The 19,897-nt window shown below is 61.7% G+C and carries 16 protein-coding genes and 1 tRNA gene; 2 read left to right on the top strand and 15 right to left on the bottom strand.

Features of this window, described 5'->3' with window-relative positions:
* Positions 1–25 precede the first annotated feature (25 nt).
* From ACQRBV_RS17190 to leuC, 9 genes are all read right to left on the bottom strand, one after another.
* Positions 26–658 carry a phosphoribosylanthranilate isomerase gene (locus ACQRBV_RS17190; RefSeq protein WP_411984994.1) on the bottom strand — a complete coding sequence of 211 codons (633 nt, stop codon included), beginning with the start codon at positions 656–658 and terminating at the stop codon, positions 26–28.
* A gap of 63 nt (positions 659–721) precedes the next feature.
* Positions 722–1,546 carry a tRNA pseudouridine(38-40) synthase TruA gene (truA, locus tag ACQRBV_RS17185; protein WP_060755784.1) on the bottom strand — a complete coding sequence of 275 codons (825 nt, stop codon included), beginning with the start codon at positions 1,544–1,546 and terminating at the stop codon, positions 722–724.
* A 148-nt stretch (positions 1,547–1,694) separates the two neighbouring features.
* Positions 1,695–4,271 carry a FimV/HubP family polar landmark protein gene (locus tag ACQRBV_RS17180; protein ID WP_411984993.1) on the bottom strand — a complete coding sequence of 859 codons (2,577 nt, stop codon included), beginning with the start codon at positions 4,269–4,271 and terminating at the stop codon, positions 1,695–1,697.
* Positions 4,272–4,433: 162 nt separating this feature from the next.
* Complete coding sequence (locus ACQRBV_RS17175; protein WP_161549927.1) at positions 4,434–5,444, bottom strand: aspartate-semialdehyde dehydrogenase; 1,011 nt, start codon at positions 5,442–5,444, stop codon at positions 4,434–4,436.
* Positions 5,445–5,682: 238 nt separating this feature from the next.
* Positions 5,683–6,795 carry an aspartate-semialdehyde dehydrogenase gene (asd, locus tag ACQRBV_RS17170; RefSeq protein WP_025856452.1) on the bottom strand — a complete coding sequence of 371 codons (1,113 nt, stop codon included), beginning with the start codon at positions 6,793–6,795 and terminating at the stop codon, positions 5,683–5,685.
* Positions 6,796–6,859: 64 nt separating this feature from the next.
* A complete protein-coding gene (leuB, locus tag ACQRBV_RS17165) occupies positions 6,860–7,942 on the bottom strand; it encodes a 3-isopropylmalate dehydrogenase (RefSeq protein ID WP_411984992.1) in 1,083 nt (360 codons plus the stop codon).
* Positions 7,943–7,995: 53 nt separating this feature from the next.
* Positions 7,996–8,760 (bottom strand): class I SAM-dependent methyltransferase, encoded by a 765-nt coding sequence (locus tag ACQRBV_RS17160; protein ID WP_411984991.1) that lies wholly within the window; start codon positions 8,758–8,760, stop codon positions 7,996–7,998.
* Between the two features lie 139 nt (positions 8,761–8,899).
* Positions 8,900–9,544 (bottom strand): 3-isopropylmalate dehydratase small subunit, encoded by a 645-nt coding sequence (gene leuD / locus ACQRBV_RS17155; RefSeq protein WP_060755789.1) that lies wholly within the window; start codon positions 9,542–9,544, stop codon positions 8,900–8,902.
* 10 nt (positions 9,545–9,554) lie between these two features.
* Positions 9,555–10,973: a 3-isopropylmalate dehydratase large subunit gene (leuC, locus tag ACQRBV_RS17150; protein WP_060755790.1), complete on the bottom strand. Its 1,419-nt coding sequence runs from the start codon at positions 10,971–10,973 to the stop codon at positions 9,555–9,557.
* A gap of 147 nt (positions 10,974–11,120) precedes the next feature.
* Here leuC and ACQRBV_RS17145 point away from each other — a divergent pair, with 147 nt between their 5' ends.
* Together ACQRBV_RS17145 and ACQRBV_RS17140 are read left to right on the top strand one after the other, a co-directional pair.
* Positions 11,121–12,011, top strand: coding sequence for a LysR family transcriptional regulator (locus tag ACQRBV_RS17145; protein ID WP_104994330.1), 891 nt, complete (start codon positions 11,121–11,123; stop codon positions 12,009–12,011).
* A 66-nt stretch (positions 12,012–12,077) separates the two neighbouring features.
* Positions 12,078–15,356, top strand: coding sequence for an EAL domain-containing protein (locus ACQRBV_RS17140; protein WP_411984990.1), 3,279 nt, complete (start codon positions 12,078–12,080; stop codon positions 15,354–15,356).
* A 12-nt stretch (positions 15,357–15,368) separates the two neighbouring features.
* Here ACQRBV_RS17140 and ACQRBV_RS17135 read toward each other — a convergent pair whose 3' ends face one another.
* The 6 genes from ACQRBV_RS17135 to ACQRBV_RS17110 all read right to left on the bottom strand — a co-directional run bounded on the left by ACQRBV_RS17135 (position 15,369) and on the right by ACQRBV_RS17110 (position 19,896).
* Positions 15,369–16,538: a hypothetical protein gene (locus ACQRBV_RS17135; protein WP_411984989.1), complete on the bottom strand. Its 1,170-nt coding sequence runs from the start codon at positions 16,536–16,538 to the stop codon at positions 15,369–15,371.
* 214 nt (positions 16,539–16,752) lie between these two features.
* Positions 16,753–17,715, bottom strand: coding sequence for a tRNA dihydrouridine synthase (locus ACQRBV_RS17130; RefSeq protein ID WP_060755794.1), 963 nt, complete (start codon positions 17,713–17,715; stop codon positions 16,753–16,755).
* Between the two features lie 55 nt (positions 17,716–17,770).
* Positions 17,771–18,205 carry an acyl-CoA thioesterase gene (locus tag ACQRBV_RS17125; RefSeq protein WP_060755795.1) on the bottom strand — a complete coding sequence of 145 codons (435 nt, stop codon included), beginning with the start codon at positions 18,203–18,205 and terminating at the stop codon, positions 17,771–17,773.
* A 39-nt stretch (positions 18,206–18,244) separates the two neighbouring features.
* Positions 18,245–19,078, bottom strand: a complete 834-nt coding sequence (locus ACQRBV_RS17120; RefSeq protein ID WP_411984988.1) for an alpha/beta fold hydrolase — start codon at positions 19,076–19,078, stop codon at positions 18,245–18,247.
* Positions 19,079–19,098: 20 nt separating this feature from the next.
* On the bottom strand, positions 19,099–19,638 hold the full coding sequence (locus ACQRBV_RS17115; protein WP_060755797.1) for a TetR/AcrR family transcriptional regulator: 540 nt from the start codon (positions 19,636–19,638) through the stop codon (positions 19,099–19,101).
* Positions 19,639–19,820: 182 nt separating this feature from the next.
* Positions 19,821–19,896 (bottom strand) — tRNA-Glu (locus ACQRBV_RS17110).
* Position 19,897 lies beyond the last annotated feature (1 nt).

The raw sequence follows: 19,897 nt of genomic DNA, 5'->3' as shown, positions 1-19,897 counted from the left end.
ATGGACGGCGGCAGACTGCCAGCCGTCACATCCCGCCACTGCTGTTGCGCACAGCCTGCATGAATGCGCGAATCTTGCTGTGATCCTTGATGCCCTTGCCCTGCTCCACGCCGCCACTGACATCCACGGCATAGGGCCGAACCTGCTCGATTGCCGCCCCGACATTCGCGGGATTGAGCCCTCCGGCCAGGATAATCGGCTTGCTCAGCCCTTCAGGAATCAGCGACCAGTCGAATGCTTCACCGGTCCCGCCGGGCACGCCTTCAACATAGGTGTCCAGGAGAATCCCGCGCGCGCCGATATAGGCGGCACACGCAGCTGCGATGTCATCCCCGGCCTTGACGCGCAGCGCCTTGATATAAGGGCGCTGGTAGCTCTCGCATTCGTCCGGGCTTTCGTCACCGTGAAACTGCAGCATGTCCAGCGGCACGGCATCCAGGGTCTCGTTGAGTTCGCAACGGCTGGCGTTGACGAACAACCCCACCGTGGTCACAAATGGCGGCAGCGCAGCGATGATCGCCCGCGCCTGCAGTACATTCACTGCCCTCGGGCTCTTGGCGTAAAACACAAAACCGATGGCATCGGCCCCCGCCTCGACTGCCGCCAGCGCGTCTTCTATGCGGGTAATCCCGCAAATCTTGCTGCGAACGGCTGACATGTCGTGGAAACCTCAGGGTTGGACCGAGAAAGTCCCGGATGTTAACAAAAGCTTTTCCGGGCGTCAGCCGCCAAGTTCGCTGAAGCCTGTGAGGAAGTGCGGCCCGATGAAACGCTCCGGCAGTTCGAATTCGTCACGGTACTCGACCCCCACCAGGTACAGGCCGAACGGATGCGCGGTTACCCCTCCGGTGCGACGAATACGACTGTCCAGCACTTCCTTGGCCCACTCCACCGGGCGCTCACCGGCACCAATGGTCATCAGCACGCCGGCAATGTTGCGCACCATATGGTGCAGAAAGGCGCCGGCACGGATATCCAGCACGATCATCTTGCCGTGCCGCGTCACCCGCAGGTGATGGACTTCCTTGATCGGCGACTTGGCCTGGCACTGCCCCGCCCGGAAAGCGCTGAAATCATGCACGCCGACCAGATGTTGCGCGGCCTCGGCCATACGCTCGGTATCGAGCGGGCGATGGTTCCAGGTAATTTCTTCGTTGAGGTGCGCCGGGCGGATCTGATCGTTGTAGATCACATAACGGTAGCGCCGAGCGATGGCCTTGAAGCGCGCATGGAAGTGCGCAGGCATGACCTTGGCCCAACTGACACTGATGTCATGGGGCAAATTGATATTGGCGCCCATTACCCACGCCTTCATCGAGCGCTCGGCCTGGGTGTCGAAGTGCACCACCTGGCCGCAAGCGTGTACACCGGCGTCGGTACGCCCGGCGCACATCAGCGACACCGGCGAGTCGGCAACCTTCGACAAAGCGTTTTCCAAGGTTTCCTGCACGGTCAGCACACCGGAGGCCTGGCGCTGCCAGCCGCGATAACGCGAACCTTTGTATTCCACGCCCAGGGCGATTCGATGAAAGCCTGCGGCCGCCATTTCGGCGGCCGCGTTATCTATATTTGCCAAGAACTGAGAGCCCGATGAGTTGCGCAAAGGCCGCCATTATAAGGAAGCAGGCCCGCGCCAGGCGCTTTTTTTGCGATCAAGGAACGAGTGCCTTCTGCCGCAAAAGCCAGCGATCGGATCAGGCCAGTCGCCCGAGCATTTCCTTGGCTTCACCTCGTTGGGCTTCATCACCTTCGGTCAGCACTTCGGACAGAATGTCCCGTGCGCCGTCCGCATCGCCCATGTCGATATATGCCTGGGCCAAGTCCAGCTTGGTCGCGACCTCGTTGGTGCCGGAGAGGAAGTCATACTCAGGCTCATCACTGCCCAAAGCCGCATCCTGCTCCGTGAAGGAAGGCTCGATCGGCGGGTGCTCCAGGGTCTGGGACAGTCGATCAAGCTCGGCGTTGACGTCGCCCAGCTCAGTTGCAAAAGCATCGGGCTTGGTCGCCGCAGCGCCAGCAGGTTCATTCTCCAGGGACAGGTCGAAGTCTTCCGGCAGCTCGAAATCGTCCAATGCGCCGGCCGTGAGGGTCGGAGGCTCGACCGCCGGCACGCCCTTCATGGAGTCTTCAAGGCCGGAAAGGAAATCTTCATCGGCCTGCGAGGCTGGCGGATCAAGCTGCAGATCCAGGTCGAAGTCCGACAGATCGTCTGCATTGCTCTTGGCTTCAGTCTGCTGTTGCAGCAGCGCCTCGAACGTCTGTTGATCAGCCTTGACCTCGGCCGGCGATGCCGCTTCCAGGTCGTCCAGGCTCAAGTCAAAATCCGTGTCGAACGGCTCTGGCTCGGGAGCTGGGGTTGGCTTGTCTTCCAGCAGATCCTTGACGTACTGGGCATCCAGGGCCGCCGCCGCGACGGCAGCACTGACGCCCGCCGCCAGCACGGCCATGGCCGGGAAGCGGCTCTTGAGCTGCTCGACCTGGGCGTGGTTTTGACCATTGGCCACCAGTTGACGCTCTTGGGTGACGAAACCGTCCTTGTCACCCTGCAGGCCGTAGACTTCCATCAGTTTCAAACGCAGATCGCTGCGCTTGGGCTCATGCTTGATCGCCTGCTCCAGTATGTCGGCGGCCTGGTTCAGATGGCCGCGATCGATATGGGATTGGGCCTGGGCCAACGCATCGCTGGAGTTTTCCGGGGCCACGGCCAGCGGGGCCAGCACGGACGCCACCGTCGGCGCGACAACGGGCTCAACCACGTGGGCTGGGGCTGGAGCTGGAGCTGGAGCTGGAGCTGGAGCCAGCTTGACGCTCGGCGGTGGTACTTCCAGACCTTCAAAGCTGTCAGGCGGCAGGTCTTGGTCGATATTCGAGGCGAACACCGGCTCTTCCGCCAAGGCCCGCGCCATGCGCAGGTGCTTTTCTTCTTCGCGCCGGGCATTGCGATGACGTGCCCACAGCAGCAGGAGCAGCAACACCAGCAAACCCGCCGCCCCCCCTATTACGCCAAGCACAATCGGGTTGGTCAGCAGTTCGTTGAACGGTCCATCGGCGCTGGCGGGGGCCGCGCCAGGCTTGCTGGCTTCAGGCTTGGCCGCTTCAGGCGCCGGGGTCACGGTGGCCACGGGCGCCACAGGCTGCGCCGGAGCAGCGGCGGGCTCGCCGGGCAACTGCGCCGGCATTACCGCCGGCGCAGGCGCGGCCGGGTCAGCCTTTTCAGCCTGCAAACGCGCCAATTGATCATTTTTCAGTTGAATCAGCTTTTGCAGCTTGTCCAACTGGCTTTGCAGGTCCGCCGCACGGCTTTTCAGCTCGGCGTTGTCACGGCGGGTGGTATCCAGTTCTTCCTGGGTCATCGCCAGCTTGTCGCTCAGGCCGCGATTGTCACCCGCTTTACCCTTGGCACCTTTTTTCGCGGACTCGGCCGAGACCAGGCTCAAGTTGTCCTTGCCTGTGGTGCTCGATGGCGCGTTGCCCGCCTGGGTGCGCTTGGTGGCGTCCAGCTGGGGCTTGCCGGTGGCTTGACGGCTCGCGGTACGACGCCCCTCCCGCCACGCCGCGTTTTGCGCACGCACTTCTGCGATGGCTTTGGGTTGCGGCAGGCTGGTCGCTTGCACGCGATCGGGCAAGCGCAGGACCTGGCCGGTTTTCAGGCGGTTGATATTGCCATCGATAAAAGCATCGGGGTTGAGCGCCTGGATCGCCAGCATCGTTTGCTGGACCGACGCGCCATTGCGGCTCTTCTCGGCAATTTCCCACAAAGTGTCGCGGGACGTGGTCGTGTACTGGGCGGGCTTGCTGGCAGCGGGCGCAGCGCCTGCCGGTGCGCTCAAGCGCGGGGCGGGTGCACTGGCGACAGGCGCCGGCTGATCAAACTTGGCCGGGTCGAGCAGCACACTGTAATCACGCATCAAGCGGCCGTTAGGCCATTGCACCTGCAACAGGAAACGGATGTAGGAGTCCGGCAGCGGCTTGCTGGACGTGACACGCACGACACTGCGACCGCTAGGGTTGACCACCGGGGTGAACGTCAGGTCGTCGAGAAACGCCTGGCGATCCACGCCGGCATCCACAAACGCCTGGGACGATGCCAGGCTCGGCGTGATCTCGGAAGCTGTGAGGCCACCGACATCGAGCAATTCGATTTCCACCGACAACGGCTGGTTCAACTTCGACTTGAGGGTCATCTCCCCAAGCTGCAGCGCCTGCGCCATACCGGAGGACAGCGCCGAGGCGGCCGCTATTGCTAACACCAGTTTGCGAACTTGAACCATAGCCTCATCCTTTGTTTTGAACACTCCCCGGCCTGCGAGAAGGTTGGTAACCGCTGCCATAAGGCATGGCGAGCCGATAGGTCACCGACGCACTTCTATTGCGCTTCGGGCCAAGCATAGCGCTTAGTTAGAATCAATCTACAAATTGCCGCCAAGTATCTTTTACACAAGGCGTTTTATCAACAACTGCGCCAGTTCTACGGCGTTGAGGGCCGAGCCCTTGCGTACGTTATCTGACGTCAGCCACAGATTTAGTTCCGCAGGGTCGTCCACGCCTGCGCGAACCCGTCCTACGTACACCACATCCTGGCCGACGGCATCGCCTACCGCCGTCGGGTAGTCACCCTCCTCCACCAGCTCGATTCCAGACGCTGCGTCCAGTACACGATTGACGACGGCCAGGTCGACCGGTGCGCCCAGCTGCAACGACACAGTCAGGCTATCGCCAAAAAACACCGGGGCTTGAACGCAGGTTGCGGAAATCTTCAGCAAAGGGGTTTCCAGTACCGCTCGCAGCTCGTGTACGAGGCGTTTCTCCAGAGCGGTATGACCTTGGGTATCCGGGGTGCCGACTTGCGCCAACAGGTTGAAGGCCATTTGTCGATCAAAAAACTGCGGCTCCAGCGGACGCACATTCAGCAGCTCGGCGGTCTGCCGGGCCAGCTCGCTGACGGCCTCGCGGCCCAGGGCAGATACGGCCAGGCTGGCGGTAACGCTGACGCGCTGAATGTCCAGCACGTCGCGCAACGGTGCGAGCACTACCGCCAGGTTCGTCGCCGACGGGCTCGGGCTGCCGAGCTGGAAGGGCTTTTTCAAACCCTCCAGGACATGCGCATTCGCTTGCGGCACGACTTGAGGCGCCTGATCGGCCGGCAAGGCCCCGGACAGGTCGATCACCGCGCAGCCTGCCGCCGTGGCGCGCGGAGCGAAACTCAGGGTGACTGCCGGGCCGGCCGCAAAGAACGCCAGCTGCGCCTTGTTGAAATCGAACTCATCGACCTCCCTGACCCGCACGTTCTTGCCGCGAAACGGTACCGATGCGCCGGCGGAGTTGCTGCCCGCCAGCAGATACAAGGTGCCTACCGGAAAATCCAGCTCCTCGAGAATCTGCACCAAGGCTTCACCGACGATGCCGGTGGCGCCGATCACGGCAATTTCAAAGGTCTGGGTCATAGGGGCTGCCTCGGGCATTGCGGGGGGAGCCGCACTTTACCGGGTGGCTTGGGGTGAGGCAATTAAACTGGGGGTTGCGGTGTGGCTGATGGCCCTATCGGGGGCAAGCCCCCTCCCACAGTGAGTGTGCTCACCCATCAAAATTGTGGGAGGGGGCTCGCTCCCGATAAGGCCCGCAAGAACCATAAAAAACCCCGCGACTGTCGCCAGCGCGGGGTTCTTCAACAGCAGCAAACGATCAACGCTCCAACAGGATCCGCAGCATGCGACGCAGCGGTTCGGCCGCGCCCCACAGCAGTTGGTCGCCGACGGTGAACGCACCAAGGAACTGGCTGCCCATGTTCAGCTTGCGCAGACGCCCCACCGGTACATTCAGGGTGCCGGTCACTTTGGTCGGGCTCAGCTCCTGCATGCTGATATCGCGGTTGTTCGGCACCAGCTTGACCCATGGGTTGTGCTGGCTGATCAGCGCTTCGATATCCGCGATCGGCACGTCTTTGTTCAGCTTGATGGTCAGCGCCTGGCTGTGGCAACGCATGGCGCCGATGCGCACGCAGATGCCATCCACCGGGATCGGGCTCTTGAAGCGACCCAGGATCTTGTTGGTTTCGGCCTGGGCCTTCCACTCTTCACGGCTCTGGCCGTTCGGCAGTTCCTTGTCGATCCACGGGATCAGGCTACCGGCCAGCGGCACGCCGAAATTCTCGGTCGGGTAGGCATCGCTGCGCATGGCTTCGGCGACGCGACGGTCAATGTCGAGAATCGCACTGGCAGGGTCTGCCAGTTGATCGGCGACCGCAGCGTGGGTGGCGCCCATCTGCTTGATCAGTTCACGCATGTTCTGCGCGCCGGCACCGGAGGCCGCCTGATAGGTCATGGCGCTCATCCACTCGACCAGGCCCGCTTCGAACAAGCCACCCAGGCCCATCAGCATCAGGCTGACGGTGCAGTTGCCACCGACGTAGTTCTTGGTGCCGGCATCCAACTGCTGGTCGATGACCTTGCGGTTCACCGGATCCAGGATGATCACGGCGTCGTCCTGCATGCGCAGGCTCGACGCGGCGTCGATCCAGTAACCCTGCCAGCCGGCTTCGCGCAGCTTGGGGAAGACTTCACTGGTGTAGTCGCCGCCTTGGCAGGTCAAAATCACGTCGAGGGTCTTCAGCTCTTCAATGCTGTAGGCGTCCTTGAGCGGGGCAATATCCTTGCCCACGGACGGCCCTTGGCCACCCACGTTCGACGTGGTGAAAAACACCGGCTCAATAAGATCGAAATCCTGCTCTTCCAGCATCCGCTGCATGAGCACGGAACCGACCATACCGCGCCAACCGATCAGACCTACACGTTTCATCGCAACTACACCTTGTTAAAAAGTGGGCCGCCTTGCAGCAACAACTGCAAGTGGGCCCGAGAGATTACAGATTCCGCAGCGCGGCGACTACTGCGTCGCCCATTTCTTGCGTGCCGACCTTGGTGCAACCCTGCGACCAGATGTCGCCGGTACGCAAGCCCTGATCCAGCACCAGGCTCACGGCTTTCTCGATTGCGTCTGCCGCATCCGCCAGGTTGAAGCTGTAACGCAGCATCATCGACACCGACAAAATGGTTGCCAGCGGGTTGGCAATGCCCTGGCCCGCGATGTCCGGCGCCGAACCGTGGCACGGCTCGTACATGCCCTTGTTGTGGGTGTCCAGGGATGCCGAGGGCAGCATGCCGATGGAGCCGGTGAGCATCGACGCCTGGTCGGACAGGATGTCGCCGAACAGGTTGTCAGTGACGATCACGTCGAACTGCTTGGGTGCGCGCACCAGCTGCATGGCGGCGTTGTCGACGTACATGTGGCTCAGCTCGACATCCGGGTAGTCCTTGGCCACTTCTTCGACGATCTCACGCCACAGCTGGCTGGACGCCAGGACGTTGGCCTTGTCCACCGAGCAGACCTTCTTGCCGCGCACGCGGGCCATGTCGAAGCCGACGCGGGCGATACGGCGGATTTCGCTCTCGCTGTACGGCAGCGTGTCGTAGGCCTGGCGCTCACCATTGTCCAGTTCGCGCACGCCGCGTGGCGAGCCAAAGTAGATACCGCCAGTCAGCTCACGCACGATCAGGATATCCAGGCCCGATACCACTTCCGGCTTCAGGCTCGACGCATCGGCCAGTTGTGGGTAGAGGATCGCCGGGCGCAGGTTGCCGAACAGGCCCAGTTGCGCGCGGATTTTCAGCAGGCCGCGCTCAGGGCGGATGTCACGCTCGATCTTGTCCCACTTCGGGCCACCGACGGCGCCGAGCAACACGGCGTCGGCAGCGCGAGCACGCTCCAGGGTCTCGTCAGCCAGCGGCACGCCGTGCTTGTCGATGGCGGCACCGCCGATCACGTCGTGGCTCAATTCGAAGTCCAGGCTGTACTTGGTGTTGGCCAGTTCCAGAACCTTGACCGCTTCGGCCATGATTTCCGGACCAATACCGTCGCCAGGGAGAATCAGAATCTGCTTGCTCATGGGTTCCTCATTTCATCAAGCGACCCGCCCGCAGGCAGGTCGGGGAAAATTGATCAGCGTTCGGCCCACACCACCAGCACATCGGTGCTGAAGGTGCCGTCGGCTTGAATTTCGAAGTAATCGCGCACTTCCTGGCCCATCGCCTGTTGCAGCTCAAGGATCGCGGCGCGCAAGGCCTGCGGCGTGCGCATGCGCTCGACCCAGGAGGTGTATTCCAGTTGCAGGCGCTGGCGACTGCTGTTGCGTACATGCAAACCGGCTTCGCTGAGCTGGCGCATCCATTCGGCGGCGGAGTAATCGCGCACGTGGCTGGTGTCGCGCAGCACTTCGACGGTTTGCAGGTAAGTGTCCAACAGCGGGCTGCCCGGTGACAAGACGTCGACAAACGCCGCCACGCCGCCCGGCTTGAGCACCCGACGCACTTCACGCAGGGCCAGGCCCAGGTCGCTCCAGTGGTGCGCCGAGTAACGACTGAACACGAAGTCGAACTCGCCGTCGGCAAACGGCAAGCGTTCAGCGGCGCCGTGTACGGTACGGATATTGGCCAGGCCCCGGTCTTTCGCAGCGGCGGCGACCACCTCGAGCATCGGCTGGGACAGGTCGTAGGCCACCACTTCCTGGACCAGCGGCGCCACGTTGAAGCTCACATGACCGGCGCCACACCCCAGGTCCAGCAGGCGTGCACTGCCCTGCCCGGCCAGTTCGGCCTGCAGCAGCGCGAACTCGGTGCCTTGGGCGTGCACGGCACTGCTCAGGTAGGCCGAGGCTTGCTCGCCGAATTGTTTTTGCACGACTTGGGTGTGGGCGGTGGTGGTCATGGGGGGTTCCTCAATGGACCTTGGGGTGTTGGTTCTGGCCTCATCGGGAGCAAGCCCCCTCCCACATTTTGTTTTGTGAACACCTTCAAAATGTGGGAGGGGGCTTGCTCCCGATGGCGGCGGTCCTGCCTACAGCGGTTTACGCGTCGCGAAACAACCAAGGCTGGCTGGCCCGGTGCCTGGCCTCAAACGCTGCAATCGCGTCGCCGTCCTGCAAGGTCAGGCCGATGTCATCCAGGCCGTTAAGCAGGCAATGCTTGCGGAAGGCGTCGACTTCGAAGTGGTAAACCTTGCCATCCGGACGGGTCACGGTTTGCGCGGCCAGGTCAACGGTCAGTTGGTAGCCCTCCTCGGCCTCCACCTGCTTGAACAGCTCATCCACTTCGGCATCGCTCAAGATGATCGGCAACAGGCCGTTCTTGAAGCTGTTGTTGAAGAAGATGTCGGCGTAACTCGGCGCGATGATGCTGCGAAAGCCGTATTCTTCCAGGGCCCAAGGCGCGTGTTCACGGCTGGAGCCGCAACCGAAGTTTTCCCGGGCCAACAACACGCTGGCGCCTTGGTAGCGCTGGGCGTTGAGCACGAAATCCTTGTTCAGCGGGCGCTTGGAGTTGTCCTGGTAGGCGTAGCCCACGTCCAGGTAGCGCCACTCGTCGAACAGGTTGGGGCCGAAGCCGGTACGCTTGATCGACTTCAAGAACTGCTTGGGGATGATCTGGTCGGTGTCGACGTTGGCACGATCCAAAGGGGCGACAAGGCCGGTGTGTTGGGTAAAAGCACGCATCGGGTATTCCTCAGATCAATTCGCGAACGTCGATGAAACGACCGTTGACGGCGGCCGCAGCAGCCATGGCCGGGCTGACCAGGTGGGTACGCCCACCGGCACCCTGACGCCCTTCGAAGTTACGGTTGGAGGTCGACGCGCAATGCTCGCCCGACTCCAGGCGGTCCGGGTTCATCGCCAGGCACATGGAGCACCCCGGCTCACGCCATTCAAAACCGGCTTCGAGGAAAATCTTGTCCAGGCCTTCCGCCTCGGCTTGCGCTTTGACCAGGCCCGAGCCCGGCACCACGATGGCCTGCTTGATGGTCGAGGCCACTTTGCGGCCCTTGGCGATCACGGCCGCAGCACGCAGGTCTTCGATCCGCGAATTGGTGCAGGAGCCAATGAACACACGGTCCAACTGGATATCGGTGATCGCCTGGTTGGCCTGCAAGCCCATGTACTTCAACGCGCGCTCGATGGAGCCACGCTTGACCAGGTCGGTTTCCTTGGCCGGGTCCGGCACGTTCTGGTCGACGGCCAGCACCATTTCCGGCGAGGTACCCCAGCTGACTTGCGGCTTGATCTGGGCCGCGTCGAGCTCAACCACGGTGTCGAACACCGCATCGGCGTCGGAGACCAGGTCTTTCCAGGCTTCGACAGCGGCATCCCAATCGGCACCTTGCGGAGCGAATGGACGGCCTTTTACGTATTCAACGGTCTTTTCGTCCGCTGCCACCATGCCCACGCGGGCACCGGCTTCGATGGACATGTTGCAGATGGTCATGCGGCCTTCGATGGACAGATCACGAATGGCGCTGCCGGCGAATTCGATGGCATGGCCGTTACCGCCGGCGGTGCCGATCTTGCCGATCACGGCCAGTACGATGTCCTTGGCGGTCACGCCGAACGGCAGCTTGCCTTCGACCCGCACCAGCATGTTCTTCATTTTCTTGGCGACCAGGCACTGGGTGGCGAACACATGCTCCACCTCGGAAGTGCCGATGCCATGGGCCAGAGCGCCGAAGGCGCCGTGGGTGGAGGTGTGGGAGTCGCCGCAGACCACAGTCATGCCGGGCAAGGTGGCACCCTGCTCCGGGCCGATCACATGCACGATGCCTTGACGCACGTCATTCATCTTGAATTCGGTGATGCCATATTCGTCGCAATAGTCGTCGAGGGTCTGCACCTGCAAACGCGAGACCTGGTCGGCAATAGCGTCGATACCGCCCTTGCGCTCAGGGGTGGTCGGCACGTTGTGATCCGGGGTGGCAATGATGGAATCGACGCGCCAAGGCTTGCGCCCGGCCAGTCGCAGGCCTTCGAACGCTTGGGGCGAGGTCACTTCATGGATGATGTGACGGTCGATATAGATCAGCGACGAGCCATCGTCGCGCCGTTTCACTTCATGGGAATCCCAAAGCTTGTCGTAAAGCGTTTTGCCGGCCATCAGTCGGTCCTCATCAGCGGTCTTTCTATGCCCCGGGTCTTGAGACATTCAATAACCCTTTGGCTTGTGAGGCTGATGGTATGGCGCTACATTAAATAACTCAAATTCATATTTTTTATGCTTTGGATTACCAACTGGAATACATAAATGGACTTGGCCAACCTCAATGCCTTTATTGCCATCGCCGAAACCGGCAGTTTCTCCGGCGCCGGTGAACGCCTGCACCTGACGCAACCGGCCATCAGCAAACGTATCGCCGGGCTGGAACAACAATTGAAGGTGCGCCTGTTCGATCGCCTGGGCCGCGAAGTGGGTTTGACCGAAGCCGGGCGGGCCTTGCTGCCGCGCGCTTATCAGATTCTCAACGTACTGGATGATACGCGTCGCGCCCTCACCAACCTGACCGGCGAGGTGAGCGGACGGCTGACCCTGGCCACCAGCCATCATATTGGCCTGCACCGTTTGCCGCCGATCCTGCGCACGTTCACCCGTGAATATCCCAATGTCGCGCTGGATATCCAGTTTCTCGATTCAGAAGTGGCCTACGAAGAAATCCTGCATGGGCGTGCCGAAGTGGCGGTGATCACCCTGGCGCCCGACCCGCACCACGTGGTCAAGGCCACGCCGGTGTGGGATGACCCGCTGGATTTTGTGGTGGCGCCGGAGCACAGCCTCATCAGTAACGGCAGCGTCAACCTGGCCGACATCGCCCGCCACCCGGCCGTCTTTCCCGGCGGCAATACCTTCACCCACCATATCGTCAGCCGTCTGTTCGAGGCCCAGGGCCTGACGCCGAACATCGCGATGAGCACTAACTACCTGGAAACTATCAAGATGATGGTCTCCATCGGCTTGGCCTGGAGCGTGCTGCCACGGACTATGCTGGATGATCAGGTGGCAAGTATCGCTTTACCGGGCATACAGCTCAGTCGCCAGCTAGGCTATATCGTGCACACCGAAAGGACGCTGTCGAACGCTGCGCGGGCTTTCATGAGCCTATTGGATGCACAGGTCGATCTGCCAGGGATACCGGCATGAAACCGTGCGGCCTCAAGGCCTGAACCAAACCGCGCCGAACGCCCATTGAGCCAAGGCCCTCGAATAATGCGCAACCCCGTCGATTCCGTGCCACCCCTGCCCCGCATCTACGCCTTGGACCCCAAGGACGCCGAGCAAAGCTGGGACAGTGCGCCCCAACTGCTGGCAGCGCTCAACGCGGCGCGGCTGGGTGCGTGGTGCTGGGAGATCGACACCGGCCGCATCAGTTGGTCGCGGGGCACCCAGGCGCTGTTCGGCTTTGACCCCAGGCAACCGCTGCCCCAGGACCTGGATTACCTGGACCTGCTTGCACCGTCCGATCGCACCCGGGTGATACGGGCCTTCCATGCCGTGGTGGCGGGCGAGCCATTCGAGCAGGCCATGCATCACCGTATCCAGTGGCCGGACGGCAGCCTGCACTGGCTGGAAATCAGCGGCAGCCTGGCCCCGGACAAAACCGGCCGACGCCGAATGATCGGGGTGATCCGCGAAATCACCCAACAGCGCGAGCGGGAAACCGCCCTGAGCCATTCCGAAAAACGTTTCGCCACGCTGTTTCACCTGTGCCCCAACATGGTCTTGTTGACCCGCCAGGCCGACGGGCTGATCAGCGAGGCCAACCAGTATTTCGAAATGCTGTTCGGCTGGCCGGTAGCCGATGCCATCGGCCGCACCACCCTGGAACTGGGCCTGTGGCGTGACCCGGAACAACGTGAAACGCTGGTCAAGGCTACCCAGCGCAAAGGTGAACAGATCACCATGGAAGTGCAGTTCTGCGCCAGCAACGGGCAGATCCATGACGGCACCCTCAGCGCGCAAAAGGTCGAGCTGGAGGGCCAGGCCTACCTGATCAGCACCTTTCTGGACACCACCGAACGCAAAAACGCCGAACAAGCGCTCAAGGACAGCCAGGAACGCCTTGACCTGGCGCTGGACTCGGCACAACTGGGCACCTGGGACTGGCACATCCCCAGCGGCATGCTCTACGGTTCGGCCCGCGCCGCCCAACTGCACGGCCTGCCGCCCAAGCCTTTTCACGAGTCTTTCGACGCGTTTTTTGAAGGGATGACCGATGAAGACCGCGAGGGCATGCGCAACGCCTACCGCAGCTTGCGCGAAGGTCCGGAAGGCAACTACCAGATGACCTATCGCGTGCTGATGGAGGACGGCAGCCCGCGCTACCTGGAAAGCCGCGCCCGTCTCTATCGCGATGAAGCCGGCAAGCCCCTGCGCATGGCCGGCACCTTGCTCGACATCACCGATCAGGTGGAACGCGAACAACGCCTGACGGCCTCCGAAGAAAAGTTTGCCAGCCTGTTCCAGGCCAGCCCCGACCCGATCTGTGTCACTTACCTGGACAGCGGCGCCTTTATCGAAATCAACCCGGCCTTTACCCAGACCTTTGGCTGGACCGCTGCCGAGGTGATCGACAGAAGCGCCGAACAGATCGGCCTGTGGGACGACTCCAGCAAGCGCTTGCAACGCATCGAACAGGTGATCCGCGAACAGTCGTTAAACAATGTAGCCATCGTGGTCCACCACAAAGATGGCCAAAGCCTGACCTGCATGATTTCCAGCCGGCTGATCACAGTCGGCGACCAACCCTGCATCGTCACCACCCTGCGCGACATCACCCAGCAGCAACGCTCGGAAGCCGCCCTCAAGGCCAGTGAAGAGAAGTTCGCCAAAGCCTTTCACTCCAGCCCTGACGCCATTTCCATCACCGAGCGCGATACCGGCCGCTACGTCGAGGTCAACGATGGTTTCTGCCGTCTGACCGGTTACCGCGCCGAAGAAGCCATTGGTTTGACGCTGTACCAGATCGGCATCTGGGCCGACGAAAACCAGCGCACGGCGTTGCTGGCCGAGCTGCAGATCAAAGGCCGTATTCATCACCTGGAAATGCTCTGGCACAACAAGCGTGGCGATTTACTGGCCGTGGAAGTCTCGGTCGAGCCCATCACCCTGAATGAAACCCCGTGCCTGCTGTTGACGGCCCGGGACGTGAGCCTGCTGAAAAACGCCCAGGCACAGATTCGTCACCTGGCCTATCACGACCCGCTGACCAACCTGCCCAATCGCGCACTGTTGATGGATCGCCTGAGCCAGCAGATCGCCCTGCTCAAGCGCCATAACTTGCGGGGCGCCTTGCTGTTCCTGGACCTTGATCACTTCAAGCACATCAACGACTCCCTCGGCCACCCTGTGGGCGACACCGTGTTGAAAATCGTCACGGCGCGCCTGGAAGCCAGCGTGCGCATGGAGGATACGGTGGCGCGCCTGGGCGGCGATGAGTTCGTGGTGCTGCTCAGTGGCCTGGACGGCACGCGAATGGAGGTTAGCGCTCAGGTACAGGAGCTGGCCGATACCTTGCGCGAATTGCTTTCGGAGCCGATGTTCCTCGATGGCCACCGCTTGCAGGTCACGCCGAGCATCGGCGTGGCGCTGATTCCCGATCACGGCTCCACGCCGGCCGACCTGCTCAAGCGCGCCGACATTGCCCTGTATCGGGCCAAGGATTCGGGGCGCAATACCACCCAGATGTTCCATAACAGCATGCAAAAAACCGCCAGTGAACGCCAGCGCATGGAGACTGACCTGCGCCTGGCGCTGTCACGCGGCGAGTTCAGCATGCATTACCAACCCCAAGTGGATGCACGGGGCAATGTGCTTGTCGGCGCTGAAGCCCTGGTACGCTGGCAGCATCCACAACTGGGCGCACAGTCTCCCAGCGAATTTATCAAGGTGCTGGAGGACAGCGGCCTGATCCTGGAGGTCGGCACCTGGATTCTCGATGAGGCGTGCGCCGCCTTTGCGCAGTTGATTGCCGAGCGCCTGATCGACCCGCTTAACTTCAGCCTGTGCGTCAACATCAGCCCTCGACAGTTTCGCCAGAACGACTTCGTTGAGCAGGTTGAGTACAGCCTCAGGCAGCACCAACTGCCCTACAGCCTGCTGAAGCTGGAAATCACGGAAGGCATCGTGATCCAGAACCTGGACGACACCGTCGCCAAGATGCGTCGCCTGAAAAAACTCGGGATCAGTTTTGCGATGGACGACTTTGGCACCGGCTATTCATCGCTGACTTACCTCAAACGCTTGCCGGTGGATACGCTGAAGATCGATCAATCCTTTGTGCGCGACGCAACCCATGACCCCAACGATGCGGAAATCATCCGCGCCATTGTGGCCATGGCGCGCAGCCTGAACCTGAAGGTGATTGCCGAAGGCGTGGAAACCCCGGAACAGCTGGCATTCCTGCAACTGCTGGGGTGTCACGTGTTCCAAGGGTATCTGCATAGCCGGCCGTTGCCGATCGACGAGTTCCGGCGGTTGCTGGAATGAGCCCGGCGCCTGTCAAACCAGCTTCAACGCACGGAACCCCGTGTTCATCCATTCGGACGAAGCCAGGTCGTATTTTTGTCCGTAAAAGTCGAGCACACCGTCAATGACGACCACCGAATGGTGACCGTCCGCCAGTGTGCCGATGGCGCCTTTGGCCAATTCACTCACATCACTTTCCCGTAGATAACCAAACAGCCCCAGTCGGCGCAGGGCCTGCCCGGGAAATTCGCCATCGTTGAGCGTCTCCAAGGCGGCTGCATAGCTCTGGCCGGCACGGAAATCGTTGTTCTTCAACTGCGCACGCTTGGCACTTACGGCGTACAGGAAGTTGGCGTCGTCGAGCAGACGCTGGTCACTACCGGCCAGCCCTGAGGCGGCCCTGGCTTGGTTGATCTCTTCATGGGTGAGCCGCAGGCTGAAACTATCGCGCATGACCACTTCATACCCCCCAGGAATGGCAGTGACCTGTCGGAAAATAGTTTGGGGGCTTTGTCCGAACCGCATCATTGCAGCCTTGATCGCCGACACCGTCACGCAATTACCCGGCGCCCCCTGGAAGAAGCCGCTCCACACATCTTTCGGTTTCTGGCCCGCCAACACCTTATCCACTGCCTCGGCCGTGCGGGGTTTGTCGGCAAACAACCTGTACCCATAACGATTTCCCACCTGGCACGGGCGACCGTGGTCGTACCCCACCCCGCTCACCACCAGCGCACTGCCGAACTGTCGGGTGCCCATCACTGCCACTACCCCCTCGCCCATCATTTCGCTCGGCGGTACAGACTGGGACAGGCCATATACGCCCATGCCCTGCAAGCATCGCAGGGTGGTTTCGCCCTGGAGTGTCTTGGTCAGCGCAGCCTCAAAAACGGGGTAATCGCCGATTTGCTGCTTGCGCTTCACAAACACCGCCAATGCGAAGTTGGCCGTCCTGACCGCCTCACTGTCGTCGCCGCTGAACCTGGATGCCTGCGCTGCCTGCCTCAGTTCATCCTGCGTGACATGAACCTTGAATTCATCCTTCATCGTGACGTCATAGCCCTTACCCGAAGGCGTCACTTGCCCAAACATATCGGCAGGCGTGGGGCCCAGTGTCGCCATCATCAGCTGGATCACGGCGGCGTGGGTGCTGCCGTCGAAGTGCTCACCAAACCGCCGCTCGGCGACTTTGAAGGTATTCACGACAGGCTGCGTCTTCCCGGCAGCCGGCCCAGTGCAGGACATCAATTGAGGATGGGCTGAAGAAACAGCGGGGTTTAGGCTTGAAGCATTCATGGGCCAGATTCCTGAGGTGTATGCCCTGATGTTCGTGGAGTGACGCGCTGTTCGGTTCCAACAGTTACGTTTCACCATAAAAAAGGGCGCCAATGGCGCCCTTGCTAGAGGTGTCTGTGCGTTACGCGGCCGCGGCAGGATGCGGCATGCCCAACAACCGGCTGATCGCCACCAGCTCCGTCTCGCGACGCATCGCGGTGAATAGTTCCACCGCTTGCGGATAATTGCGCGTCAACATTGCCAGCCACTGCTTCAAACGGCCTGGCGCCTGACGCTCGGTCAGTTGCGCCACCGATTGGCTCCAGAAGTCCTGGAGCATGGGCTGCATCTGCGCCCAGGTCATTTCCACGACTTCTTCGCCGGCCCGCGCGGCGGCGATCTGCCGTGCCAAGTCTGGGCGTGCTACCAGGCCGCGGCCGAGCATGATGTCCTCGGCGCCACTGACTTCGCGACAACGCCGCCAGTCTTCCACGCTCCAGATATCGCCGTTGGCGAACACCGGCACCTTGACCACGTCCTGTACTCGCGGGATCCATTCCCAGTGGGCCGGTGGCTTGTAACCGTCGGTCTTGGTGCGCGCATGCACCACGATATGCGCCGCGCCACCTTCGGCCAGGGCCGTGGCGCAGACCAGCGCGCCGTCCGGGCTGTCGAAGCCCAGGCGCATCTTGGCGGTGACCGGGATATGTGCCGGAACCGCACGGCGTACGTGTTCGACGATCTGGTTGAGCAGCTCCGGTTCCTTGAGCAGCACCGCGCCGCCACGGGACTTGTTGACGGTCTTGGCCGGGCAGCCGAAGTTCAGGTCGATCACCTCGGAGCCCAGTTCGCAGGCAAGGGCAGCGTTTTCCGCCAGGCAGACCGGGTCGGAGCCAAGCAATTGCACGCGCAACGGCACACCGGCCGCGGTGTGGGCACCGTGCAGCAGTTCCGGGGCAAGTTTATGGAAATAGGCAGGCGTGAGCAGGCGGTCGTTAACGCGGATGAACTCGGTCACGCACCAATCAATACCGCCCACGCGGGTCAATACGTCCCGCAGGATGTTGTCGACCAACCCCTCCATGGGCGCCAAAGCAATTTGCATGGGAAACACTCAACAAAAATCGTCGCGCAGTTTACTGGGTTTCCTGCGGCAACCGTTAACCCCCTGTCAGGGCGGGGCCATAACCTTCAAGAAACTCGACGGGCATGCGTTTGGGCTTGCCGCTGGACAGCTCGATACAGACAAAGGTGGTTTGCGCACGCAGCAGCGTCACGCCGTCGCGGGGGCGCACCAGTTGGAAACGACGGGTCATTTTCAGGCGCTGGTCCCAATCGACGATCCAGGTGGCCAGTTGAAGCTCGTCACCTTCATAACCCGCCGCCAGGTAATCGATCTCATGGCGGACCACGGCCATGGCACGGTCCAGGCGGCGGTACTCGGTGAGGTCCAGCCCCAGACGCTGGGAATGACGCCAGGCGCAACGTTCCAACCAGGACACATACACCGCATTATTGGCGTGCCCCAGGCCATCAATGTCCTCAGGGGCAACCTGCAGATCGATGATAAACGGCGTTGCCAAATCCCAGCCCATGCCTTGCTCCAGTCGATTAATGTCGGCGGGAGCAGTGTATCAGGCGGTTTGCCGTGCCTGTAGATGACAACCGGCGAGCAGGCTCAGTACGCCGTCGATCACTCGGGGATCGGCCAGCACTTTCTGGTGCCCCCCACTTTCCAGGCGCAACAGCCGGCTGTCGAACCACGCCTCGTGGATGGCCTGAGAAGCCCTGACCGGCACGAACGTATCGTCTTCGGCATGCACGATCAGACCGGGCATATTCATTTGGTAGTGAGCGACATCCAGGTGCTTGAGCGGCATGCCGAAGGCCCATTCGACCTCCTGGATAAAGGCTGAACGCGCCCGTGGCGGCAAACCGACCATGCCGGCGAACCCGCGCAGCACATCCAGGAAACGCGACGGCGCAGCGATACTGACCAACGCCTCGGTCCGCAGGCCCAATTGAACAGCCAGCATGGCACTGGCGCCGCCCATGGAATGGCCGATCACCGCATGCAGCGGTGGCAATTCGGCTGCGGCTTCCAGCATGGCGCGGGCAAACAGCAACACATGCGCTTCACGCCCCGGCGAACGTCCGTGGGCAGGCCCTTCCAGCGCGATGACCGAATACCCCTCGCGCACCAACGCCGTGATCAAGCTGGCGAACTGCGTGGGGCGCCCTTCCCAGCCGTGCATCAGCAAAACGGCGGGCCCTTGCCCCCATCGCAGCGCAGACAGGCCGAAACGCAAAGTAATGCGCTCAGATTCGGCCAGCAGCGGCAGTTCCCAATCACGCGCAGGCAGGTCACGCGGGGTCATGAAGATGCGACGCATCTTGCTTGCCACCGTATGCGGCGCCAAGCGGCCGACAGTGCGGTTGAAGCCACGAACCCAGGTCAGTGCGCCCATGTTGGAACTCCTCTCCTTATTTAGCGCACCGCCGACTTGGCTGCGCGTAACACACGGTCAGACAGCTCGCCCGGGCCCAGGGCACGCGCCAAGGCCAGGCCACCGATCATCAACGCCATGTCAGCCAGGGCTTTGTCGGTGTCTTCAGGACTGGCGGCCAGCTGCGCGGCCATCAGCTCCACGTGCTCATTCAGGGCATGGCGAAATTCGTCCGGCAGGCGGCTCATCTCACCGACGGTCGCCGGTATGGGGCACGCCTGGGCGGTGGAGTCGCGGTGTTTGCGCGACAGATAAAACGCCGCCACCAGACTTCTGCGCTCCTCACCCGTGAGCTGCGCATCCATATCGTCAATCGATGCACGCCGCCTCGCCAATAACTGGGTGAATGCCTCCAGCATCAGCGCGTCCTTGCTTTCAAAGTGCGCATAGAAACCGCCAACCGTAAGCCCGGCGGCGCCCATGACTTCACCCACACTAGGCTCGGCAGGGCCACGCTGGATCAATGCAGCGCTGGCAGCTTGCAGAATGCGTTCGCGGGTTTGCGCTTTTTTATCACTCATCGTTGCCTCCCTCTCTCATGGGTTGAATATTATTACCATAATAATATTGCGCAAGCGACAGGCATGACCGCTGGTCAGAAGAGAAGATTGAAATAAAGGAGAGAGTTGGCTGAACGCCAGACAAACAAAAGGGCCATTCAATAATTGAATGACCCTTTAAAATCCCGCAGAGCGGGTAATCGTGGCGTCCCCTAGGGGACTCGAACCCCTGTTACCGCCGTGAAAGGGCGGTGTCCTAGGCCACTAGACGAAGGGGACA

It is taken from the genome of Pseudomonas sp. R11F (assembly GCF_050312575.1).
Lineage (GTDB): Bacteria > Pseudomonadota > Gammaproteobacteria > Pseudomonadales > Pseudomonadaceae > Aquipseudomonas > Aquipseudomonas palleroniana.
The sequence above is the reverse complement of the archived record's forward strand: the minus strand, read 5'-3'. Positions and strand labels throughout refer to the sequence as shown.